The sequence below is a fragment of the Kosakonia sacchari SP1 genome, from assembly GCF_000300455.3.
Lineage (GTDB): Bacteria > Pseudomonadota > Gammaproteobacteria > Enterobacterales > Enterobacteriaceae > Kosakonia > Kosakonia sacchari.
In genome coordinates this window covers 140,432-163,726 of record NZ_CP007215.2, presented here as the reverse complement: position 1 = coordinate 163,726, position 23,295 = coordinate 140,432, and the positions used below count along the sequence as shown (strand labels likewise).

General features: G+C 55.9%; 19 protein-coding genes. 8 read left to right on the top strand and 11 right to left on the bottom strand.

Annotated features, from left to right (window positions below):
* Positions 1-14: 14 nt before the first annotated feature.
* The 3 genes from glyS to C813_RS23760 all read right to left on the bottom strand — a co-directional run bounded on the left by glyS (position 15) and on the right by C813_RS23760 (position 3,441).
* Positions 15-2,084, bottom strand: coding sequence for a glycine--tRNA ligase subunit beta (glyS, locus tag C813_RS23770; protein ID WP_017458224.1), 2,070 nt, complete (start codon positions 2,082-2,084; stop codon positions 15-17).
* A 9-nt stretch (positions 2,085-2,093) separates the two neighbouring features.
* The gene (glyQ, locus tag C813_RS23765; protein ID WP_017458223.1) at positions 2,094-3,005 is read right to left on the bottom strand and encodes a glycine--tRNA ligase subunit alpha; all 912 of its coding nucleotides are present in this window, start codon (positions 3,003-3,005) and stop codon (positions 2,094-2,096) included.
* A 136-nt stretch (positions 3,006-3,141) separates the two neighbouring features.
* Positions 3,142-3,441, bottom strand: coding sequence for a YsaB family lipoprotein (locus C813_RS23760; protein WP_017458222.1), 300 nt, complete (start codon positions 3,439-3,441; stop codon positions 3,142-3,144).
* A 171-nt stretch (positions 3,442-3,612) separates the two neighbouring features.
* On the opposite strand from C813_RS23760, the gene C813_RS23755 reads away from it, so the two are divergent.
* Positions 3,613-4,608: an acyltransferase gene (locus tag C813_RS23755; RefSeq protein ID WP_017458221.1), complete on the top strand. Its 996-nt coding sequence runs from the start codon at positions 3,613-3,615 to the stop codon at positions 4,606-4,608.
* Here C813_RS23755 and C813_RS23750 read toward each other — a convergent pair.
* The 4 genes from C813_RS23750 to xylA form a co-directional block, all read right to left on the bottom strand.
* Positions 4,601-5,521: a GlxA family transcriptional regulator gene (locus C813_RS23750; RefSeq protein ID WP_017458220.1), complete on the bottom strand. Its 921-nt coding sequence runs from the start codon at positions 5,519-5,521 to the stop codon at positions 4,601-4,603. The genes C813_RS23755 and C813_RS23750 overlap by 8 nt on opposite strands.
* Positions 5,521-6,057, bottom strand: a complete 537-nt coding sequence (locus C813_RS23745; protein WP_017458219.1) for an isochorismatase family protein — start codon at positions 6,055-6,057, stop codon at positions 5,521-5,523. Before C813_RS23745 ends, C813_RS23750 begins: the two co-directional genes overlap by 1 nt.
* A gap of 129 nt (positions 6,058-6,186) precedes the next feature.
* The gene (xylB, locus tag C813_RS23740) at positions 6,187-7,641 is read right to left on the bottom strand and encodes a xylulokinase (RefSeq protein ID WP_017458218.1); all 1,455 of its coding nucleotides are present in this window, start codon (positions 7,639-7,641) and stop codon (positions 6,187-6,189) included.
* A gap of 49 nt (positions 7,642-7,690) precedes the next feature.
* Positions 7,691-9,013 carry a xylose isomerase gene (xylA, locus tag C813_RS23735; protein ID WP_017458217.1) on the bottom strand — a complete coding sequence of 441 codons (1,323 nt, stop codon included), beginning with the start codon at positions 9,011-9,013 and terminating at the stop codon, positions 7,691-7,693.
* A 350-nt stretch (positions 9,014-9,363) separates the two neighbouring features.
* Between xylA and xylF the strand changes: the two genes are divergently transcribed.
* The 4 genes from xylF to xylR all read left to right on the top strand — a co-directional run bounded on the left by xylF (position 9,364) and on the right by xylR (position 14,416).
* Entirely contained in the window at positions 9,364-10,356 is a 993-nt protein-coding gene (gene xylF, locus C813_RS23730) for a D-xylose ABC transporter substrate-binding protein (RefSeq protein ID WP_017458216.1), read from the top strand.
* 78 nt (positions 10,357-10,434) lie between these two features.
* On the top strand, positions 10,435-11,976 hold the full coding sequence (locus C813_RS23725; RefSeq protein ID WP_017458215.1) for a xylose ABC transporter ATP-binding protein: 1,542 nt from the start codon (positions 10,435-10,437) through the stop codon (positions 11,974-11,976).
* Positions 11,954-13,135 carry a xylose ABC transporter permease XylH gene (xylH, locus tag C813_RS23720; protein ID WP_017458214.1) on the top strand — a complete coding sequence of 394 codons (1,182 nt, stop codon included), beginning with the start codon at positions 11,954-11,956 and terminating at the stop codon, positions 13,133-13,135. Before C813_RS23725 ends, xylH begins: the two co-directional genes overlap by 23 nt.
* 102 nt (positions 13,136-13,237) lie before the next feature.
* Positions 13,238-14,416: a D-xylose utilization transcriptional activator XylR gene (gene xylR, locus C813_RS23715; RefSeq protein WP_017458213.1), complete on the top strand. Its 1,179-nt coding sequence runs from the start codon at positions 13,238-13,240 to the stop codon at positions 14,414-14,416.
* A gap of 47 nt (positions 14,417-14,463) precedes the next feature.
* On the opposite strand, the gene C813_RS23710 is transcribed toward xylR, so the two are convergent.
* Positions 14,464-15,291, bottom strand: a complete 828-nt coding sequence (locus tag C813_RS23710; protein ID WP_017458212.1) for a protein bax — start codon at positions 15,289-15,291, stop codon at positions 14,464-14,466.
* Between the two features lie 315 nt (positions 15,292-15,606).
* Here C813_RS23710 and C813_RS23705 point away from each other — a divergent pair, with 315 nt between their 5' ends.
* Entirely contained in the window at positions 15,607-17,643 is a 2,037-nt protein-coding gene (locus C813_RS23705) for an alpha-amylase (RefSeq protein WP_017458211.1), read from the top strand.
* Positions 17,644-17,792: 149 nt separating this feature from the next.
* Positions 17,793-19,043 carry a valine--pyruvate transaminase gene (gene avtA / locus C813_RS23700; protein WP_407656257.1) on the top strand — a complete coding sequence of 417 codons (1,251 nt, stop codon included), beginning with the start codon at positions 17,793-17,795 and terminating at the stop codon, positions 19,041-19,043.
* Between the two features lie 183 nt (positions 19,044-19,226).
* On the opposite strand, the gene C813_RS23695 is transcribed toward avtA, so the two are convergent.
* Positions 19,227-19,700 (bottom strand): 4Fe-4S dicluster domain-containing protein, encoded by a 474-nt coding sequence (locus tag C813_RS23695; protein WP_017458208.1) that lies wholly within the window; start codon positions 19,698-19,700, stop codon positions 19,227-19,229.
* 32 nt (positions 19,701-19,732) lie between these two features.
* Between C813_RS23695 and C813_RS47060 the strand changes: the two genes are divergently transcribed.
* The gene (locus C813_RS47060; protein WP_148661076.1) at positions 19,733-19,996 is read left to right on the top strand and encodes a hypothetical protein; all 264 of its coding nucleotides are present in this window, start codon (positions 19,733-19,735) and stop codon (positions 19,994-19,996) included.
* A 55-nt stretch (positions 19,997-20,051) separates the two neighbouring features.
* Here the strand turns inward: C813_RS47060 and selB are convergent, their stop codons facing one another.
* Positions 20,052-21,896: a selenocysteine-specific translation elongation factor gene (gene selB / locus C813_RS23685; RefSeq protein WP_017458206.1), complete on the bottom strand. Its 1,845-nt coding sequence runs from the start codon at positions 21,894-21,896 to the stop codon at positions 20,052-20,054.
* Complete coding sequence (selA, locus tag C813_RS23680) at positions 21,893-23,269, bottom strand: L-seryl-tRNA(Sec) selenium transferase (protein WP_017458205.1); 1,377 nt, start codon at positions 23,267-23,269, stop codon at positions 21,893-21,895. The genes selB and selA overlap by 4 nt, the downstream gene beginning before the upstream one ends.
* Positions 23,270-23,295 lie beyond the last annotated feature (26 nt).

The following is a 23,295-nucleotide window of genomic DNA, read 5'->3' as shown; positions in this document are numbered from 1 at the left end:
TATTGTCATGACGATTACTGCAGCAGAGAGATATCCGCAACCTGCAGGAACAGTTCACGCAATTTAGACAGCAATGTCAGGCGGTTGATACGCACGTCTTTGTCGTCGGCATTCACCATCACGTTCTCAAAGAACTCATCCACCGGCTCGCGCAACTGCGCCAGCTCGATCAACGCTTCCTGATAACGGCCTTCGGCGAAGTACGGCTGCAGTTTATCGCGCAGCACCACCAGGTTACCCGCCAGCTTGATTTCCGCCGCTTCTTTCAGCACCGAGGCGTGGACGATATCGTTCAGCGTCTCGTCGGATTTTGCCAGGATATTGGAAACGCGCTTGTTCGCTGCCGCCAGCGCCGCCGCTTCGTCGAGCGTACGGAAGTGCGAAACCGCCTTCATACGCGCATCAAAGTCTGCCGGTTTGGTCGGACGACGCGCCAGCACCGCCTGAATGGTATCCACGCTGTAGCCTTCGTCCTGATACCAGGCGCGGAAACGACCCAGCATAAAGTCGATCACATCATCGACCACTTTCGCGTTGGTCAGTTTGTCGCCGTACAGACGCACCGCTTCTTCGGTCAGGGTTTGCAGATCCAGCGCCAGGTTCTTCTCAACGATAATACGCAGCACGCCCAGCGCCGCGCGGCGCAGTGCGAACGGGTCTTTATCGCCTTTCGGATGCTGGCCGATACCGAAGATCCCCGCGAGGGTGTCCATCTTATCGGCAATCGCCAGTGCGCAAGCAATTGGGTTCGACGGCAGTTCATCACCGGCAAAACGCGGCTGATACTGCTCGTTCAGCGCCACCGCAACGTCTTCTGCTTCGCCGTCGTGACGCGCATAGTGCATGCCCATCACGCCCTGGGTGTCAGTGAATTCAAACACCATGTTGGTCATCAGGTCGCATTTGGAGAGCAGGCCCGCGCGCGTGGCGTGATTTACATCCGCGCCAATCTGCCCGGCAATCCAGCCCGCCAGCGCCTGAATACGATCGGTCTTGTCGCGCAGCGTACCCAGTTGTTGCTGGAACAGCACGGTTTGCAGACGCGGCAGATGATCTTCGAGGCGTTTTTTACGGTCGGTATTAAAGAAGAACTCGGCATCCGCCAGACGCGGACGCACCACTTTTTCGTTACCGGAGATAATCTGCTGCGGATCTTTCGATTCGATGTTAGCGACGAAGATAAAGTTCGGCAGCAATTTGCCGTCATTGCCATACACCGGGAAGTACTTCTGGTCACCTTTCATGGTGTAAACCAGCGCTTCCGCCGGAACGGCGAGGAATTTCTCTTCGAACTTCGCGGTCAGTACCACCGGCCATTCCACCAGCGAGGTCACTTCTTCCAGCAGGCTGTCGCTCAGATCGGCATTGCCGCCAATCTTACGCGCCGCTTCTTCCGCATCCGCTTTGATTTTCGCTTTACGCGCGTCGTAATCGGCAATCACTTTGCCGCGCTCCAGCAGAATTTGCGGGTACTGATCGGCGTTGTCGATGGTGAACTCCGGCTCGCCCATAAAGCGGTGGCCGCGAATCACGCGATCGGACGCAATACCCAGAATGGTTGCCGGAATCACGGTGTCGCCCAGCAACAGTGTGACGGTGTGAACCGGACGGACAAAAGTCACGTCCGACGCGCCCCAGCGCATCAGTTTCGGGATCGGCAGCTTGCCAAGCGAGTTAGCAATCATGTTTGGCAGCAGCGTTTCCACGCTTTCGCCTTTGACATGCGCACGATAGAGCAGCCATTCACCTTTGTCGGTGGTCAGACGCTCGGCCTGATCGACAGTGATGCCGCAACCACGCGCCCAGCCTTCAGCCGCTTTGCTCGGTTTGCCTTCAGCATCAAATGCCTGGGCAATCGCCGGGCCGCGTTTTTCCACTTCGCGATCCGGCTGGGAAGCCGCCAGTTTCGCGACTTTTACCGCCAGACGGCGCGGCGCGGCAAACCACTGCACGTCGCCGTGGGTGACACCCGCCGCATCCAGCTCAGCGGTAACGTTGGCAGCGAAGGACTCGGCCAGGCTGCGCAGGGCTTTTGGTGGCAGCTCTTCGGTGCCGATTTCCACCAGGAAAGTTTTCTCAGACATGGCCGCCTCTTATTTATTTCTGTTACACATCGGGAAGCCAAGGGCTTCACGGGAAGCGTAATACGCTTCAGCCACTGCTTTGGTCAGCGTACGGATGCGCAGAATATAGCGCTGACGTTCCGTCACGGAGATGGCTTTACGCGCATCCAGCAGGTTGAAGCTATGGGCGGCCTTCAGAATGCGCTCGTAGGCAGGCAGCGGCAGCGGGTTTTCCAGCGCCAGCAGCTGCTGCGCTTCTTTTTCATACTGCTCAAAGCAGCTGAACAGGAAGTCGACATCCGCGTATTCGAAGTTGTAGGTGGATTGCTCCACTTCGTTCTGATGGAACACGTCGCCGTAAGTGGTTTTACCCAGCGGGCCATCGCTCCAGACCAGGTCGTAAACGCTGTCCACGCCCTGAATGTACATTGCCAGACGTTCCAGACCGTAGGTGATTTCACCGGTAACCGGTTTACACTCCAGACCGCCAACTTGCTGGAAGTAAGTAAACTGCGTCACTTCCATGCCGTTCAGCCACACTTCCCAGCCCAGACCCCAGGCACCCAACGTCGGGTTTTCCCAGTTGTCTTCCACGAATCGAATATCGTGAATGGTCGGATCCATACCCAGCTCTTTCAGTGACCCGAGGTACAGCTCCTGAATGTTATCCGGAGACGGCTTAATCACCACCTGGAACTGATAATAGTGCTGTAAACGGTTCGGGTTTTCGCCATAGCGTCCATCGGTCGGACGGCGGGAAGGTTGCACATACGCGGTTGCCATCGGTTCTGGCCCCAGCGCGCGCAGGCTGGTCATCGGGTGCGATGTACCGGCGCCCACTTCCATGTCCAGAGGTTGAACAATAGTACAGCCCTGACGAGCCCAATAATCCTGTAAGGTCAGGATCAGACCCTGAAAGGTCCTGGTATCAAACTTTTGCATATTCTTTCGTGCTGGATACGTGTGGATTTAAAGGAAGCGCCCAGTATACCCGCTGGCTGCAAGATATACAGTACGAAACGGGTTTGTTTAAGGAAAATTGGGGAAAGCGCGCGCCTTCAGGCGGGAATCTGGAGGTTTAGCGCATCGAAAGGTGTAAAAATTGGCCTTCCGCGTCAAAAGTGCAGACAAACGCTTCCCGGCGCGGCGTCATGCCTCGCATTTCAAAGCTGCCCTGAAATTGTTCAAAACCGGTGACATCAATTTGTTGTACGCCGGTGTTGTAACGCCGTGCGGCGTTTTGTCTGCACGCGTTTTCCATATCCAGCGAATGTTCGGGGCCGGGTCTGGCTTTTTGCGCTTGCTGCGCTGGAATATCGGCAGAGGCGCTGCAGCCTGCTAATAGCAGCACCAGCGCGGGGGCAATACACTTCATCATTTTTATCACTGCCTGCTCGTGGGCTGTTATTTTTAAAGGTGGGGACGCAAATTTTGCAAATCTGCGCAAAACGCACAAGCAAGAGCGGTAAAACTCAGAATTATCTAATGAGACAGGTAGATAATCTTACAGTCTGAGGGAGTTGTCTTTAACGTGAAAACAGAGGAACTGATGCCGTCGAAAATTTACTGGATAGATAATCTGCGAGGGATAGCCTGTTTAATGGTAGTGATGATCCATACCACCACCTGGTACATCACCAATCCTGCCAGCATTACCACTTTCGACTGGAACATCGCCAACATCCTCAATTCCGCTTCTCGCGTCAGCGTGCCGCTGTTTTTTATGATTTCCGGCTACCTCTTTTTTGGCGAACGCAGCGCACAGCCGCGCCACTTCTTGCGCATCGCGCTTTGTCTGGTTTTCTACAGCCTGATAGCCCTGCTCTATATCGTGCTGTTTACCTCAATTAACAGCGAGCTGTCGTTGAAAAATCTGCTGCAAAAACCGGTGTTCTATCACCTGTGGTTTTTCTTCGCCATTATCGTCATTTACCTGGTCTCGCCGCTGATTCAGGTGAAAGCGCTCAGCGGCAAAATGCTGCTGGCGTTAGTGGTGGTGATTGGCATTGTCGCCAACCCGAACACGGTGTCGCAGAAAATCGGCGGTTTTGAGTGGCTGCCGGTCAATCTTTATATTGGCGGGGATACGTTTTACTACATTCTGTACGGTATGCTGGGGCGCGCTATCGGCATGATGGAGACGCAAAAACGGGCATTAAGCTGGGCCTGCGCCGCCCTGTTTTTAGCCGCGGTATTGGTGATTTCACGCGGTACGCTCAATGAGCTGAAATGGCGCGGCAATTTCGCCGATACCTGGTATCTCTACTGCGGACCGATGGTCTTTCTGTGTGCCATTGCGCTGTTTACGCTCATCAAAAACACGCTGAATAGCCGCACGCTGCCGGGGCTGACGCTGATTTCTCACCACTCGCTGGGTATTTACGGTTTCCACGCGCTGATTATTCACGCCCTGCGCACGCGCGGCGTTGAAATCCACGCGTCACCGCTGCTCGATATCGTGTGGATTTTCACCGCCACGCTGCTGGCAAGCCTGGCGCTGTCGATGCTGGTACAACGCCTCGACAAACGCCGTTTCGTCAGTTAATCGCCCGTTGGCGCGCCCGTTGTAGCTGGCGCGGTGAGGAGAACCCCGCAGCAAGCGCGGCCTGTTCGGTGCCGCGCCCTTGCAGCAGATACTGTTCGGCAATCGCCAGCCGCAACTGCTCCAGATAATCACGCACGCTAATCCCGAGATGTTGCTGGAACAGGCGCGTTAAATGCCGGGGGCTGACGTGCGCCCGCTCGGCAATGTCGCTCAGTTGCCAGGCTTTTTGCGGTTCCGCCGTCAGCGCATCTTGCGCGCGATGCACCGCCGGGTGCAGGTGGTTACGATAGCGCAGCCACGGTGAAATTTGCGGATCTTCCCCGGAACGGCGGAACCAGACCACCATTTCCCGCGCGACCGCCAGCGCCGTCTCTGGCCCGCAAAAGCGGTTAATCAGATGCAGCGCCAGATCGATACCGGAGGTGATGCCCGCACTGGTCCAGATGCTGCGATCCTCAATGAAAATACGGTTCTCTTTGACCAGCGCCGCAGGTGCCGCCGCGCGTAAACGGGCAATGACATCATGGTGGGTGGTGCACTGAATGCCGTTCATCAACCCGGCTTTCGCCGCCAGCACCGCGCCGGAACAGACACACATCAACGTAATGCTCTGGCTGTGGATCAGCGGTTGCAGGCGCATCAGCCAGTGACGCACCGCGTTCGCCTGTGGCGTGTCGAATAACCGTGAGGAATCGGATACGCCAGGCAGAACCAGCAGGCTGCCTGCTGGCAGCGACTCCGGTAGCGGCGCGATATTGCCCATCGTCAGACCTATTGACGTTGACACATCGGGCTGCGGACCAATGTAGTGCAGGCGAAACGCATCCCCCGCCAGCGCGAAGGTTTCCGCCGGGCCAGACATATCCAGCGCCAGCACGCCGGGCAACATCACAAACCAGACATCTGTGGTCATTACAGTTCCAGAATTTCGTGGACGGTTTTAATGGCAGCGAAGCGGCCTTCCAGCACGGTTTCGGTGCGATGGCGCAGCGCGTTGCAGTCCAGCGTAACCCCTTTATGCGTCATCGGGAAGGTCAGTGTCGCTTCGCTGACAAAGGTCACGCGATACCCCAGATCTGACGCGACGCGGGCGGTGGTTTCACAGCACTGTTCGGTGCGAATACCGCAAATAATCAGGTGGTTGATATCGCGGCTACGCAACCAGTGATCGAGCCCGGTATCGGTAAAGGCATTGTGTACATGTTTATGAAATGTCACCGCCGCCTGGTGTTTGAGGAACGGCATCGGCGCGACAAAACCGCTCTCCAGCGCAAACGGCCCGCTGTCGGCGACATGAAAGATATCGACTACCGGTACGCCGCGAGCTTCACAGCCAGCAATAAGCGTGGAGATAGCCTGCTGAAACGCGGCGAAATCCGTCTCTTGCCAGTAGTCACGATGGAAAAAAGATTGCTGTGTGTCGATGTTAATCAGCGCGGTGCGGGACATTTCAGGACTCCTTGCTCAGTAAGGTTAATGCTATTGTGGCAAGGAGTTTTGCGTCCGCTAAGACCAAAAAAGGACAACATCATGGTGATTCCAGCCCACCTGAACAGCGGGCCGGATAAGCAGACGAAATCAGGACATCAGTGGCAGTAGCTGCTGATAGATACGCCGGAACGTTTCGCGTCGTGGCGCGTAATGGGCATGTCGGCCAGCATCCGGTGCGTGTTGTTGCTCAACGGGCAGTTGCGGCAGTAACGTCGTCAAAGGCGTTTGCGGATTGACAGCAATTTGCGCCAGCCGCGCCGCGCCCAGCGCAGGCCCCACATCGCCACCGGTACGGTAATCAAGCTGCAATCCGCTGATATCCGCCAGCATTTGCCGCCACCAGGCGCTGCGCGCACCGCCACCGATAAGCGTAATGCTTTGCGGCGTGACGCCACAGGCGTGGACGACATCCATACCATCCGCCAGCGCGAAACCGACACCTTCCAGCACAGCGCGGGCAAGTTCTTCGCGGCCATGCTGATGCGTCAGACCAAAGAACACGCCTTTCGCCTGTGGGTTGTTATGCGGTGTACGCTCGCCGGAAAGGTAGGGTAAAAACCACAGATCCCCGGCGTTATCGTCCGCTTGTTGCGCGACGTTAATCAATGCCGGAACCGACTCCAGCCCCGTTAACTTCACCGCCCAGTCCAGGCAAGACGCCGCGCTAAGCATTACCGACATCAAATGCCAGCGGCCAGGCAGTGCGTGACAAAAACTGTGTACCGCGCTTTCGGGTTTACTGAGGAACCCTTCGCTGACGGCAAAATAGACCCCGGATGTGCCCAGCGACAACATCGCCTGGCCTGCGTCTGCCATACCGACGCCGACAGCCCCAGCGGCGTTATCTCCGCCGCCCGCGACAACCGGAACGACGGGCATCGCCCAGCGCCGGGCGATCTCGGGTAACAATTCGCCGGTAATTTCGCTACCTTCAAACAGCGCAGGCATGTGCGCACGTGAAAGCGAACAGGCAGCCAGCATGTCATCACTCCAGTCGCGTTTCGCCACATCCAGCCACATCGTCCCCGCCGCGTCGGACATGTCGCTGGCGAATACGCCAGACATTTTCAAACGCAGAAAATCTTTAGGCAGCAAGACCTTCGCCACACGAGCAAATATTTCTGGTTCGTGACGCTGCACCCATAGCAGTTTCGGCGCGGTAAAACCGGGCATCATCAGGTTGCCGGTAATCGCACGGGAATTTTTAACCTTTTCTTCCAGCAGTGCGCACTCTTCGCCGCAGCGACCGTCATTCCACAGAATAGCCGGGCGTAGCACCCGGTTATTTTTATCAAGCAACGTCGCGCCGTGCATCTGCCCGGCGAGGCCCATCGCTTTTACCTGCTGTAACGAATGCGTCTCGCCCAATGCCAGAATGGCGCGGTCCGTCGCCTGCCACCATGCTTCGGGATCTTGCTCCGACCACAGCGGGTGCGGTCGCGACACGCTGAGTTTTTCCGTATGCGAGGCCAACACCTCGCCCTGCTCACCGAGCAGAATCGCCTTCACGCCAGAGGTGCCAAGATCGATCCCGATATACATAGTGACCACTCCTTTTTAGTGCGCCGCGTTATCGGCGGCGCAGAACGGTTTACTTATCAAACAGGTAGTAGTTAACCAGATTTTCCAGTTGTTCCTGGTGACCGCTCTGGTGGCGCGGCGCGATATTCTGCTGTTCAGCGTACTTCGCCAGCTCCGCGAGGCTAAGCTGCCCCTGCAAAATTTGCTGGCCCAGCTCACCATTCCAGCCCGCATAGCGTTTCGCCACGCGTTTATCCAGCTCGCCCTCTTCCACCATGCGAGCCGCCACTTTCAGCGCCAGCGCCATGGTGTCCATCGCGCCAATATGGCCATAGAAAAGGTCGTATTTATCGGTGCTCTGGCGGCGCACTTTGGCGTCAAAGTTCAGGCCGCCGGTAGTGAAACCGCCCGCTTTGAGGATTTCATACATCACCAGCGCGTTCTCTTCGACGCTGTTCGGGAACTGGTCGGTATCCCAGCCGAGCTGCGGGTCGCCGCGGTTCGCATCTACTGAACCAAACAGCCCCAGCGCGATGGCCGTGGCGATTTCATGATGGAAGGAGTGGCCGGCAAGCGTTGCGTGGTTGGCTTCGATATTCAGTTTAATCTCTTTCTCCAGACCAAACTGTTTCAGGAAGCCATACACGGTGGCGGCATCATAATCGTACTGGTGCTTGGTCGGTTCCTGCGGTTTCGGCTCAATAAGCAACGTACCGCGAAAACCGATTTTATGCTTGTGCTCAACCACCATGTTCATAAAGCGGCCAATCTGCTCGCGTTCCTGGCGCAGGTCGGTATTCAGCAGGGTTTCATAACCTTCGCGACCGCCCCACAGCACATAGTTTTCGCCGCCGAGTTTGTGGGTGGCGTTCATGGCGGTCACCACCTGCGTTGCCGCCCAACTGAACACTTCCGGGTCCGGATTGGTCGCCGCGCCCGCACCATAGCGCGGGTTGGTAAAGCAGTTCGCCGTACCCCATAACAGCTTCACGCCGCTCTGCTGCTGTTTTTCCGCCAGTACGTCCACCATCTGCGCGAAATTGTTCAGATACTCTTTCAGTGACGCGCCTTCCGGCGAAACGTCCACATCGTGGAAGCAGTAATAGGGCACATTGAGTTTATGAAAAAACTCAAATGCGACATCGGCTTTACGCTTTGCCATCGCAATGGCTTCACCAGGCTGTTGCCATGGGCGATCGAAAGAGCCCACACCAAACATATCTGCGCCGTTCCAGCAGAAGGTGTGCCAGTAGCAGGCAGCAAAACGCAGGTGATCTTCCATGCGCTTACCGAGCACTAGCTCATCCGGATTGTAATGACGAAACGCTAAAGGATTCGTGGTTTTTGGACCTTCAAAACGAACCCGATCCAGCTGGTCGAAATAAGCTTGCATAATGAGCTCCATTGGCGAGTGTACAAATCTGACATTAATACTGGATTCTCTCTCTGAGTCGCTCAATTACGTTATTTCACACTGCTATTAAGAGAATGCACAAACGTGCGCTGGCTCGCAAAATATTGATATCTGCTGCTGCGAGACGCCTTCCTCTTTTTTATGCAAAATCGGTTTTGCTTTTTTTAAAATAAGATCGCGGTCATAAATCAGCAAATAAACCAAAAAACGTAATGCCCGGATAAAAATCTGTAATTGCCAGAGAGGAATTCTGCGTTAAGAATTTGCTCGTCTATAGCAGTGCATGTTTCTTTTATCTCGCCCTTCACCCTACAAAAGGTATTACTATTATGAAGATAAAGAATCTTTGCCTTACACTCTGCGCCTCCCTGCTGCTGGCAAGCGCTTTCGGCCATGCCAAAGAGGTGAAAATCGGCATGGCGATTGATGATTTGCGCCTTGAACGCTGGCAAAAAGACCGCGATATCTTTGTGAAAAAAGCCGAGTCGCTCGGTGCTGACGTGTTTGTTCAATCCGCAAACGGAAATGAAGAAACGCAGATGTCGCAAATTGAAAATATGATCAACCGTGGCGTTGATGTGCTGGTTATTATTCCCTATAACGGCCAGGTATTAAGTAACGTAATAAAAGAAGCCAAACAGGAAGGAATTAAAGTTCTGGCTTACGATCGCATGATTAATAATGCCGACATCGATTTCTATATCTCTTTCGATAATGAAAAAGTCGGGGAATTACAGGCGCAAAGCCTGGTAATCAAAGTCCCACAGGGCAATTACTTTTTAATGGGCGGTTCGCCGGTCGATAATAACGCCAAGTTATTCCGTGCCGGGCAGATGAAAGTATTAAAACCCTATATTGATAGCGGCAAAATTAAAATTGTCGGCGATCAATGGGTCGATGGCTGGTTACCGGAAAACGCGCTGAAGATTATGGAAAACGCCCTCACCGCCAACAATAACAAAATTGATGCCGTGGTCGCTTCCAACGATGCAACCGCTGGCGGTGCAATTCAGGCGCTGAGCGCCCAGGGTCTGGCCGGGAAAGTGGCGATTTCAGGTCAGGATGCCGACCTCGCAGGGGTGAAACGGTTGATTAATGGCAGCCAGACCATGACGGTCTATAAACCAATCACCCAACTCGCTAATACCGCTGCGGAAATCGCCGTCGAACTGGGTAACGGCAAAACGCCAAAAGCGGACGCTTCACTGAATAACGGTCTGAAAGATGTCCCTGCCCGCCTGTTGACGCCAATCGAAGTCACCAAAGACAACATCGACGCTACTGTCATCAAAGACGGCTTCCATCAGAAAAATCAGCTCTAAAACCGTCGGCGCGCCTGCGGGCGCGTCGGCTGCCATCTCTTTCAGGCGCTGTATATCAGCGAATGACGTGGAGCAGCCATGCCTTATTTACTTGAAATGAAAAATATCACCAAAACTTTTGGTGTCGTAAAGGCGATAGATAACGTCAGCCTGCACCTTAACGCGGGTGAGGTGCTCTCGCTGTGCGGTGAGAACGGTTCGGGTAAATCTACGCTGATGAAAGTGCTGTGTGGGATTTACCCGGCAGGCAGTTACGAGGGAGAAATCATTTTTGCGGGCGAAACCCTGCAAGCGAGCCATATCCGCGATACCGAGCGCAAAGGTATCGCCATCATTCACCAGGAGCTGGCGCTGGTGAAACATTTAACCGTGCTGGAAAACATTTTCCTCGGTACGGAAATCACCCGTCACGGCGTGATGGATTATGACCAAATGACGCTGCGCTGCGAAAAATTGCTTAAACAGGTGAGCCTGTCGATTTCGCCAGATACTCGCGTAGGTGATTTAGGGCTCGGGCAACAGCAACTGGTCGAAATCGCCAAAGCGCTGAACAAACAGGTGCGGCTGCTTATCCTTGATGAGCCCACCGCTTCGCTGACCGAGCAGGAAACCGCCGTACTGCTGGATATCATCCGCGACCTGCGTAACCACGATATCGCCTGCGTTTACATTTCCCACAAGCTGAATGAAGTCAAAGCGATATCGGACACCATCTGCGTTATCCGTGATGGCAAGCATATCGGTACGCGTGATGCCGCCGGCATGAGCGAAGACGACATCATCACGATGATGGTAGGTCGCGAACTGACCGCGCTCTACCCCAATGAACCGCACACGACAGGCGACGAGATCCTGCGCGTTGAGCACCTTACCGCCTGGCATCCGGTAAACCGCCATATCAAACGCGTGAACGATATTTCATTCAGCCTGAAGCGCGGCGAGATACTTGGCATCGCCGGGCTGGTCGGCGCGGGGCGAACCGAAGCGGTGCAGTGCCTGTTTGGTGTCTGGCCAGGGCGCTGGGAAGGGCAAATCTTTCTTGATGGCAAAGCGGTACAGATTCACAACTGCCAGCAGGCTATCGACTTTGGCATTGCTATGGTGCCGGAAGACCGCAAAAAAGACGGCATCGTGCCGGTGATGGCGGTGGGCAAGAATATCACGCTGGCGGCGCTTAACCAGTTTACCGGCGCGTTAAGCAGCCTGGACGACGCCGCCGAGCAGGCGTGCATTTTACAGTCGCTCCAGCGGCTAAAAGTGAAAACATCCTCTCCGGAGCTGGCTATTGGTCGCCTGAGCGGGGGCAACCAGCAAAAGGCCATTCTCGCCCGCTGCCTGTTACTTAATCCGCGCATCCTGATCCTTGATGAACCCACGCGCGGCATCGATATCGGCGCGAAATACGAAATCTACAAACTGATTAACCAATTAGTGCAGCAGGGGATCGCCGTCATCGTTATCTCATCTGAGCTCCCCGAAGTGCTGGGATTAAGCGATCGGGTGTTGGTGATGCATGAAGGCAAGCTAAAAGCCGATCTCATCAATCGTAATCTGACCCAGGAGCAGGTCATGGAAGCGGCGCTGAGGAGCGAACATCATGTCGAAAAGCAACCCGTCTGAAATCAAGTTAACTACCGCCTCACCAGGGGCTTTTTCCGGGCTAAAGTCCCTTAATTTACAAGTGTTTGTGATGATTGCCGCCATTGTGGTGATTATGCTGTTTTTCACCGGCATGACCGATGGCGCCTACCTGAGCGCGCGTAATATCTCCAACCTGCTGCGCCAAACCGCGATCACCGGCATCCTGGCGGTGGGCATGGTGTTTGTCATTATCTCCGCCGAAATTGACCTTTCCGTCGGCTCCATGATGGGGTTGCTCGGCGGCGCGGCGGCGATTTTCGACGTCTGGCTGGGCTGGCCACTGCCGCTGACCGTGGTGGTGACGCTGGTGCTCGGCCTGCTGCTCGGCGCCTGGAACGGCTGGTGGGTGGCGTATCGCAAAGTCCCTTCATTTATCGTCACGCTGGCCGGGATGCTGGCTTTTCGCGGCGTGCTGATCGGCATCACCAACGGCACCACGGTTTCCCCCACCAGCGCGGCGATGTCGCAAATTGGCCAAAGCTATTTGCCAGATGGCGTAGGTTTCGGTGTGGGCCTGCTGGGTCTGGTCGCTTTTGTACTCTGGCAGTGGCGCGGACGCATGCGCCGCCAGACGCTGGGCCTGGCGACCTCTCCCTCCACAGCGGCGGTCGGCCGCCAGGCGCTCATCGCGGTGATCGTGCTTGGAGCCATTTGGCTGCTGAATGATTACCGTGGCGTCCCCACGCCGGTACTGCTGCTGGCGTTTTTGCTGCTGGCGGGCATGTTTATGGCAACGCGCACCGCGTTTGGCCGCCGTATTTATGCCATTGGCGGCAATCTGGAAGCGGCTCGGCTTTCCGGCATTAACGTCGAGCGCACCAAACTTGCGGTATTTGCGATTAACGGATTGATGGTGGCGATTGCCGGTTTGATCCTCAGCTCGCGCCTCGGCGCGGGTTCACCTTCCGCCGGGAACATCGCCGAACTGGACGCCATTGCCGCTTGTGTGATTGGCGGCACCAGCCTTGCAGGCGGTATTGGTAGCGTCGCAGGCGCGGTGATGGGCGCGTTTATTATGGCGTCGCTGGATAACGGCATGAGCATGATGGATGTGCCGACGTTCTGGCAATACATCGTTAAAGGGGCCATTTTGCTGCTCGCCGTGTGGATGGATTCTGCCACCAAACGGCGGGCCTGAAAGTTGTGAATTAAGGCGCGATCACACTGCCGGATCTTTTTTATTCATCAGTTTGGTGAATATGATAATGAGATCGGATGGAAAGTCAGGAAGCAAACCAACATGTTTGAGAAGCGCCATCGCATCACGTTGTTATTTAATGCCAATAAAGCCTACGACCGCCAGGTTGTCGAAGGGGTCGGCGAATATTTACAGGCCTCGCAATCCGAGTGGGATATTTTCATTGAAGAGGATTTTCGCGCCCGCATTGAAAATATCAAAGAGTGGCTGGGCGATGGCGTGATTGCCGATTATGACGATCGGGACATTGAGCGGCTGCTGGCGGATGTCGACGTGCCAATTGTCGGCGTGGGCGGCTCTTATCACACACCGGAGCACTACCCGCCAGTGCATTACATCGCAACCGACAACTACGCACTGGTGGAGAGCGCGTTTTTGCATCTGAAAGAGAAAGGCGTTCACCGTTTTGCGTTCTATGGCCTGCCGGCCTCCAGCGGCAAACGCTGGGCGGTAGAACGTGAGCACGCCTTCTGCCAGTTAGTGGCGCAAGAGAAGTACCGCGGCGTGGTTTACCAGGGGCTGACCACCGCGCCTGAGAACTGGCAACATGCGCAAAACCGGCTGGCGGACTGGCTGCAAACGCTGCCGCCGCAGACCGGTATTATCGCCGTGACCGACGCCCGCGCGCGCCATGTTCTGCAAGTGTGTGACCATTTGCATATTCCGGTGCCGGAAAAACTGTGCGTGATCGGCATCGATAACGAAGAGCTCACCCGCTATCTTTCACGCGTTGCACTCTCTTCCGTGGCACAGGGAACCCGGCAAATGGGTTACCAGGCGGCGAAGCTGCTGCACCGTTTGCTGGATAACGAAACCATGCCGTTACAGCGATTACTGGTGCCACCGGTGCGCGTGGTGGCGCGGCGCTCCACGGATTACCGCTCGCTGAATGATCCGGCGGTGATTCAGGCGATGCATTACATTCGCAATCACGCCTGTAAAGGCATCAAAGTGGATCAGGTGCTGGATGCCGTCGGCATCTCGCGTTCAAACCTGGAAAAGCGCTTTAAAGAAGAGGTCGGAGAGACGATTCACGCGGTGATTCATGCGGAAAAACTGGAAAAGGCGCGTAGCCTGCTGATATCAACGTCGCTCTCGATCAATGAAATCTCACAGATGTGCGGCTACCCGTCGCTGCAATATTTCTACTCGGTGTTTCGCAAAGAGTACGACAGCACGCCAAAAGACTATCGCGACCGCTATAGCGAAATCCTTATCTGATACAAAGAAAAACGCCTTCCGGCTGGAAGGCGTTTACAGGACTGACATTACATATGGGCGGCGATTAACTGCTGATTGTCCTGATACATGGCAAACAGGTAGTTGTTGTAGCTCGCACCACGGGTTGAGTAACCCTTCAGCTTGTGAATCATGTTGGTAGCGGTCACTTCCTGATCCGCTTTACGCAATTGCGCACGGGATTTACGGAATGAGGCATAGGCCGTGTGCGTATTCAGGTTGGTGACGTAAGCATCAACCGATTCCTGCAGGGAGTTGAAGTGAGAATAACCTTTCACTTTGCCAGCCCCGTTTTTACAGGCACCTTTCGCACATTTCATGCCAAACAGATTGTTGTTGGTACGCGCCAGTTTTGACGTTCCCCAACCACTTTCCGCCGCCGCCATGGTAGCAACCATGCTGTCCGGGATAATGTCTACACGCTCCAGCAGGGCGTTCCATGGAATACGACGCGTATTCCCGTTCCAGCTGATTTTGTAGCGTTGAGTAATATCCTTCAGACGCGCGCGCTCGGCCGGCGACCATTGGCTGTTGTACTGTTTTGACAGCAACCAGTTACGCTCGGCGGTAATTGCAGAGTTTTTGCTGGTGATATAAGGCATTACCGTCCGGAGAAACGCTTTTTTCCTTGGTGTTCCGGAAGGGTATTTTCGCAAATCAGGAAGTGAACTACTTTTTACACTATTGCGAGAATACTCTTGTTTACTGCTTGCCTGTTTTTTTACGCTTGCCTTAGTGACGTGGGCTTTGTGACTCGCTGTTTCTGTGTGCGTCTTTGCCAGCACCCCACCTGAAAATATCAAGGTGGAAAACATGAGTATCGTGGCCCCAAGTCGTCGCATGGGTATCGATATCATTAGGTCTCCTGGTCGGATATGAACATTCCAACACCTTCTTTTTTGCATGATTTTGAGAGCTGAATCTCAAATCATACCAAAAATAACCTGCAAGAGCACGTACAGAAATAATCCAATTCTGAAATCATGTCACCAGGAAACTGCACACAAAACGGACAATCTCTTATAAATGTGGCGTTTATCGCAAATCCACATCAACGATATGTGCGCTATCGCTCACCCTGCACCCTCCTCCCTGGCGATTACGACCAGGGAGGAGTTTCCCCGCCAGGCGGAGTGGCAAACTGGCTAAAATCGCCATCACTGGGACATCCGATGAAACACTCCGCACTGTTACTGCTGTTGCTTCCCGGCATCGCTCTCGCCGACTGGTCCGCCGCCGGTTTTCCCCCTTTAACTGACGACGGCACCGGTCTTTGGCGCAGCCAGGTCGCGCTGAAAAAAGGTGAGCATCCGATCGCGTTACAGCAGGGTCAGCAATGCTGGCAGCCCGCCAGCGACATCAAGCTGAACCAAATGCTTTCGCTGAAGCCTTGTAGCGGGCGTACGCCGCAGTGGCGGATATTCCGTGATGGCGATTACCAGATACAACTCGATACCCGTTCCGGCACGCCAACATTGCTGCTAAGTGTCAAAAGCGAGGCCAGCGAAACGCCGGTTAACGTTACGCGCCAGTGTCCGGTGCGCGACAATAAGCCGCTGACCGTGCCTGTTGGCAATACTTTCCCGGAAGGCAGCCTGGTACGCGATTTCTACAGCCAGCAAACTACCACGGTACGCGACGGGAAAATCACCCTGCAGCCTGCACCGGAAAGTGACGGTCTTTTGCTGCTGGAAAAAGCGCAGACGCAGGGCGCAGCCCCCTTTCAGTGGCATAACGCCACGGTCTATTTTGTCCTTACCGACCGCTTCGTGAATGGCAATCCCGCCAATGACAACAGCTATGGCCGACATAAAGATGGCATGCAGGAGATTGGCACCTTTCACGGCGGCGACCTGCAAGGGCTGACCAGCAAACTGGATTACTTACAGCAGTTGGGCGTCAATGCGTTATGGATAAGTTCGCCGCTGGAGCAGATCCACGGCTGGGTTGGCGGTGGTACAAAAGGCGATTTCCCCCACTATGCCTACCACGGTTATTACACGCAGGACTGGACGCGCCTCGACGCCAATATGGGCAACGAAGATGATCTGCGTAAGCTGGTTGATGAAGCGCACCGCCGCGGTATTCGCGTGCTGTTTGACGTGGTGATGAATCACACCGGCTATGCGACACTGGCTGATATGCAAACCTTCCAGTTCGGCGCGCTGTATTTGAAAGAAGAAGAACGCAAAAAGATCCTCGGCGAGCACTGGACTGACTGGCGTCCCGCCGCCGGGCAAAGCTGGCACAGCTTCAATGATTACATCAACTTTAGCGATAAAAGCGCCTGGCAAAACTGGTGGGGCAAAAACTGGATCCGCACCGATATCGGCGATTATGACAACCCCGGTTTTGACGACCTCACCATGTCGCTGGCGTTTTTGCCGGATCTGAAAACCGAATCCACCACGCCGTCCGGGCTGCCGGTGTTTTATCGCCACAAACCGGATACGCACGCACGTGAAATCGCAGGGTTTACACCGCGCGATTACCTCACTCATTGGCTAAGTGAATGGGTGCGCGAGTACGGCATTGACGGCTTTCGCGTTGATACCGCCAAACATGTCGAGCTGGCGGCCTGGCAACAATTAAAAACGCAGGCCACGGCGGCGCTCGCCGAATGGAAAAAGGCCAATCCGCAGAAAAAAATCGATGACGCCCCTTTCTGGATGACCGGCGAATCCTGGGGTCACGGTGTGATGCAGAGTGATTATTACCGCCATGGTTTTGATGCGATGATCAATTTTGACTATCAGCAACAGGCCGCCGACGCAGTATCGTGTCTGGCGAATATGGATACCGTCTGGCAACAGATGGCCGACAAACTGCAAAGCTTTAATGTGCTGAGCTATCTCTCCTCGCACGATACCCGGTTGTTCCGCGAGGGCGGCCAGCAAGCCGCAGCGCTTTTGCTGCTGGCCCCTGGCGCGGTGCAGATCTTTTACGGTGATGAAAGCGCACGGCCCTTTGGCCCGACAGGATCGGATCCACTACAAGGGACGCGATCGGATATGAACTGGCAGGATCTCAACGGCAAAAGCGCCGCCAACCTGCGGCACTGGCAAACACTGGGACAGTTCCGTGCTCGCCACCCGGCGCTGGGCATGGGAAAACAGACCACGCTTACGCTACCGCAGGGCTACGGTTTTGTTCGTGAACAAGGTGAGGACAAAGTGATGGTGGTCTGGGCGGGCGCGGCTCGCCACTGAGCCATAAGACAAATATCAGCACAATATATCGCTCAACTGCCATCGATAAGAATTAAGCGTGGAAAAGGCGCGCCGGCGGCGATTTGCACCTCGTCGTCCGGAGCGCTATGGTTAGCCACTTTGATCCGCAGCCCGACAGAGCAGTAGCGATGACATTTTCACTTTTCGGCGACAAATTTACCCGCCACGCAGGCATTACGCGCCTGATGGAGGATCTCAACGACGGTTTACGCACCCCTGGCGCTATCATGCTCGGCGGCGGTAACCCGGCACAAATCCCGGCGATGACCGATTACTTCCGCAACCTGCTTGCAGACATGGTGGAAAACGGCAAAGCGACTGATGCGCTGTGCAATTATGACGGCCCGCAGGGTAAAACGGAGCTACTGACGGCACTGGCAGGTATGCTGCGTGAAGAGTTAGGTTGGGATATTGAGCCACAGAATATTGCACTAACAAATGGCAGCCAGAGCGCGTTTTTCTACTTGTTCAACCTGTTTGCTGGCCGTCGCGCCGATGGAAGCACCAGGAAAGTGCTTTTCCCGCTGGCGCCGGAGTACATCGGCTATGCCGATTCCGGGCTGGAAGAAGATCTGTTTGTCTCCGCGCGCCCCAATATTGAACTGCTGCCGGACGGGCAGTTTAAGTACCACGTCGATTTTGAACACCTGCATATTGGCGAAGAGACCGGCATGATCTGCGTCTCACGCCCGACCAACCCGACCGGCAACGTGATCACCGACGAAGAGCTGATGAAGCTGGATGTGCTGGCGAATCAGCACAACATTCCGCTGGTAATTGATAACGCTTACGGCGTCCCTTTCCCGGGCATTATCTTTAGCGAAGCGCGCCCGCTGTGGAATCCAAACATCATTCTGTGCATGAGCCTGTCGAAGCTGGGCCTGCCGGGTAGCCGCTGCGGCATTATCATCGCCAGCGAAAAAATCATCTCCGCGATCCGCAATATGAACGGCATTATCAGCCTCGCGCCGGGCGGCATTGGCCCGGCGATGATGCGCGAAATGATTAAACGCAAAGATTTGCTGCGCCTTTCTGAAGAGGTGATCAAGCCGTTTTACTACCAGCGGGTACAGGAAACGATCGCCACGCTGCGCCGTTATTTGCCGGAAGAACGCTGCCTTATTCACAAACCGGAAGGGGCGATTTTCCTCTGGCTGTGGTTTAAAGATCTGCCAATCAGCACTGAGCTGCTCTACCAGCGCCTGAAAAAACGCGGCGTGCTGATGGTGCCAGGCGACTACTTCTTCCCGGGCCTGGATAAACCCTGGCCGCACACGCATCAGTGCATGCGCATGAACTATGTGCCGGAGCCGGAGCTTATCGAAGCGGGCGTGAAAATCCTCGCCGAAGAGATTGAGAAAGCCTGGCAGGAAAACTAAAGCGAACACGCTGAATTAAGCCCTCTGTCGAGGGCTTTTTTATCACTCACGAAAACGGGTGCATCAGTACCGAGTTTGCTCTGCCTGACGTCTGCGGATTTAACGCGCGCAGAACTGGCAGCAGCTTTTCTTTACGGTTGGCGGGTTTTCCGCTGCTTTGCGCCATTCATGCCGATTTGCTGGCTAGAGCCGCTGGCTTTGTAGCCGATTCTCACGAAGCTGCACCGGGTTTATGCAACGCAGCGCGTTGGTCGGGCAAGCGTCGACACAGGCCGGGCCGTTTTCGCGATGCTGGCACAGATCGCACTTCAGCGCCTGCGCCCGATTCTCAACGCGCATCACCTGCATGGCACCAAACGGGCAGGCAATCATGCAGCTTTTACAGCCGATACAGCGCGATTGCTCCACCAGCACCACACCGTTGGCCCGCCCGATCGCACCGACCGGACAGACATTCGCGCAGGGCGCGTCTTCGCAATGATGGCAGGTGACGGCGGAGGAGAAATCGCCGGTTTTCACCACGCGGATGCGTGCGGAAAAGGTCGCGGGCTTCACACCCGAGCAGTCCTGGTTATCTTCATGCGACACCACACACGCTACTTCGCAGGTACGGCAGCCAATGCATTTGGCCGGATCAGCGATAATAAAACGGTTCATTCCCCACTCCACCGGGCACGAAAACGACAAGGGTGCCAGAAAAACCGCCGCAATGCTTTGATCGCAAGCGGGAAAGCTGCCAGTTTTGTCATTTGCCTGAACATTTTTGGCAATTTGTAGCACGCGTTCAAAATGCCACTAAAGGTGTGCAGGAGCCGCTCGCCAGCGCATGTTGTGCCTGCTTATTACGTTCCAGAGAATTCGCACCCGTTGCCGGTTTTTTTGCGCTTAACGGCATATTTTCCGTTGAGTTCTGGACGTTATTGCAGGCGATGACCAGCGCTTCCTTGCGGTAAGAAGGTTTTGCGAGGGATGATGCGGCTGGCGAAAAATCGCCAGCCTGAGCGTTGATCACTCTTTGAGAAATAACGCCTTGTCGCGCAGGATGTGGTCATTACCACGGCGACGGGTAAAACCAATGCGGTCAAAATACTCGAGGATTTGAATCGCCAGTTTGCGCCCCACATTCAACGTATCGCGAAAATCCGCCGCGCTGGTAGAGCCGCGCGCTTCATCAAGATCGCGGATCATGCTCGCAAAAGTCACTATGCGATCGTTGCGGTAATAACGATCTTTAACGATCGCCGTAATCAGCCCCTGCTGCGCCGCCTGACGCAGCAGGCCGCGCATTACCTGTTCATCGACGCCAACTTCACGGGCTAAATCCCGCACCCACCAGGGTTCGTCGCCAAACAGCGGTGCGGTTTTTTGCCAAAGCTGCGCCTGCTCGTCGCTGAAACCGGCTTTATGCTCCGGCAAGTGCAGCCAGCCGTGGTGGCTGTGGATATCGCCGCTCTCACGCATGCGTTCAATCAGCGTTAATACCAACGCTTCATCTTCCATCGGCAGCGCCATGCGTCGCAGGCGTTCGCGCCCTGGACCCGGCTCTTCGCGGTGCTGTTCATGGTAAGTCGCCAGCGTGTCCAGCAACTTACGCTGCCAGCGCGCTGCCACCGGCGCATTAAGCAGGTTATCCCCCGCGCGGATAAAACCGGGGTTATCGAGTAGCGCCGCCAGACCGATGCTGCTTAACTGGCGCGCCCAGCCAAATGCACGCAAATCCACCGCCCCGCGCGATAAATGCACGGCCAGCGCCTGGGCGTCATCTTTGACCTGCGCCAGTTCACCAATCCACGCCAGGTAATCTGCCTTGCGCTTGCCGCGACGCGGTGAGTTCAGCGTCACCACGCGTGCGCCCGCCAGCGTGCTGCGTGCGGAGATATCACGCAGCACCAGCAGGTCGTTATCCGCCAGCCACAGCGGCGTATCAAGCACCAGTTCGGCAAGGCCATTTTCCAGCAGCGACACGCGTCCGGTAACGTGGCTGGCAGCATGGTGAATATGCAATGGCTGCCATTGCGTCAGCGGAACGTGGGTTTGCAGCGCGACAATCAGCCGCTCGGTGGGTTCGTCGGGCTGCTGCGACAACAGCCAGTCACCGCGACTGAGCGCCTCTTTTTCCGCATCACCGGCAATATTCAGTGCGATACGCTGCCCGGCATGAGCGTGCTCGACAGGTTGATTCTGCGCATGCAACCCGCGCACACGCATCGGTGTATTCGCCCCGGTCAGCCACAGCGTATCGCCCACGCGGACATCGCCGGAAAGCGCCGTTCCCGTCACCACCAGCCCCGCACCTTTTACCGTGAAAGCGCGATCGAGCGCCAGGCGGAAACGCTGATGCTCCGGATGCGCGCGTTCCGGCAACTGCAACAGATGTTCACGCAGCTCAGCAATGCCGCGCTGTTCCGTAGCGGCGGTAACAAACAGCGTCGCCTGCGGGTAACCAAAGGCCTGGAGCGTGTTTTGGACTTCCGCGCGCACATCGGCAATGCGCGCCTCATCCACGCGGTCAGCCTTCGTTAGCGCTACCGTCAGCGACGGGTTACCGGTCAATTGTAAAATCGCCAGATGCTCGCGCGTCTGCGCCATGACGCCATCGTCACACGCCACCACCAGCAACGCATGGTCAATGCCACCAACGCCCGCCAGCATATTAGAGAGGAATTTTTCATGCCCTGGCACATCAATAAAACCCGGCACGCGGCCATCCGGCTGCGGCCAGTAGGCATAACCGAGATCGATGGTCATACCCCGTTTTTTCTCTTCCGGCAGGCGATCGGCATTCACGCCCGTAATCGCTTCAATCAGGGTGGTTTTGCCGTGGTCGACATGCCCGGCAGTGGCAATAATCATTTCAGCAACATCTCCAGCAAGCGGGATTCATCATCAACACAGCGACAGTCCAGCCACAGGCGACCATCGTAAATACGGCCAATCACCGGCTGCGGCAGTGCCCGCCACTGCGCGGCCAGCGCCTCTACACGACGCCCACCGCCGTCGCGCGGGGTAAAGGTCAATGCCGCGCCTGGCAGCCTGTCGACAGGCAGCGAACCGCTACCAATTTGTGACAGGCAGGTTTCCACGCGCAACTCAAATTCGTGATAACGCGCCGTCAACGCTGCGCATAAGCGCTGCGCCTGCTCGCGAATTTCCGCCTCCGGGCGGGTTAAGTAACGTAGCGTCGGCAGGTTCTCAGTGAGTTTTTCCGGGTGCAGATAGAGGCGTAACGTCGCCTCCAGCGCCGCCAGCGTCATTTTATCCGCCCGCAGCGCGCGTTTTAACGGATGTTGCTGCAACTGCTCAATCAGCGCTTTTTTACCCACGATAATGCCCGCCTGCGGGCCGCCGAGCAGTTTATCGCCGGAGAAACTCACCAGACTCACACCGGCAGCAATCAATGTCTGCGGCATCGGTTCCTGCGGCAAACCGTAGCGGCTTAAATCGACCAGCGAACCACTACCGAGATCAACAATCACCGGTAGCGCATGCTCTTCCCCCAGCACCACCAGTTCCGCTTCATCCACCGCTTTGGTAAAGCCTTCGATATGGTAATTACTGGTGTGGACTTTCATCAGCAGCGCGGTGTTGTCGTTAATCGCCTGGCGGTAATCTTTCGCATGCGTGCGGTTAGTGGTACCGACTTCGTGCAGCACACAGCCCGCCTGGCGCATCACGTCCGGAATGCGAAATGCGCCGCCAATTTCTACCAGCTCACCACGCGACACCACCACTTCGCGGCCAGCCGCCGTGGCCGCCAGCATCAGCAATACCGCTGCGGCATTGTTATTGACGATGCAGGCATCTTCCGCGCCGGTAAGCTGACAGAGAAGATCGGCCAGGGCGCGATCGCGATGACCGCGCCCCGCGCCGTCGAGATCGTATTCAAGCGTCACCGGCGAGCCCATCACCTGCGCGACGGCATCAATGGCGGCCTGCGGTTGTACCGCGCGGCCTAAGTTGGTGTGTAGCACCGTACCGCTCAGGTTAAACACCGGGCGCAGCGCGCTGCTGTCACTTTGTGTCAGCCGCTGTTGCGCCGCTGCCGCCCAATCCTGGCTCCAGTCGGGCAATGTCTGCGCGTCGCGGATCTGCGCGCGCGCCTCGTCCTGAAGCTGGCGCAGCGTTTGCGCCACGCGACTGTGGCCAAAAGTGGTTAATAAAGTGGCGAACGCCTCGTCACGTAACAGACGATCGGTCGAAGGGATCTGGCTGTAAAGAGTAGTCATGAAAAGGCCTGGCTATGAGTTGCCCC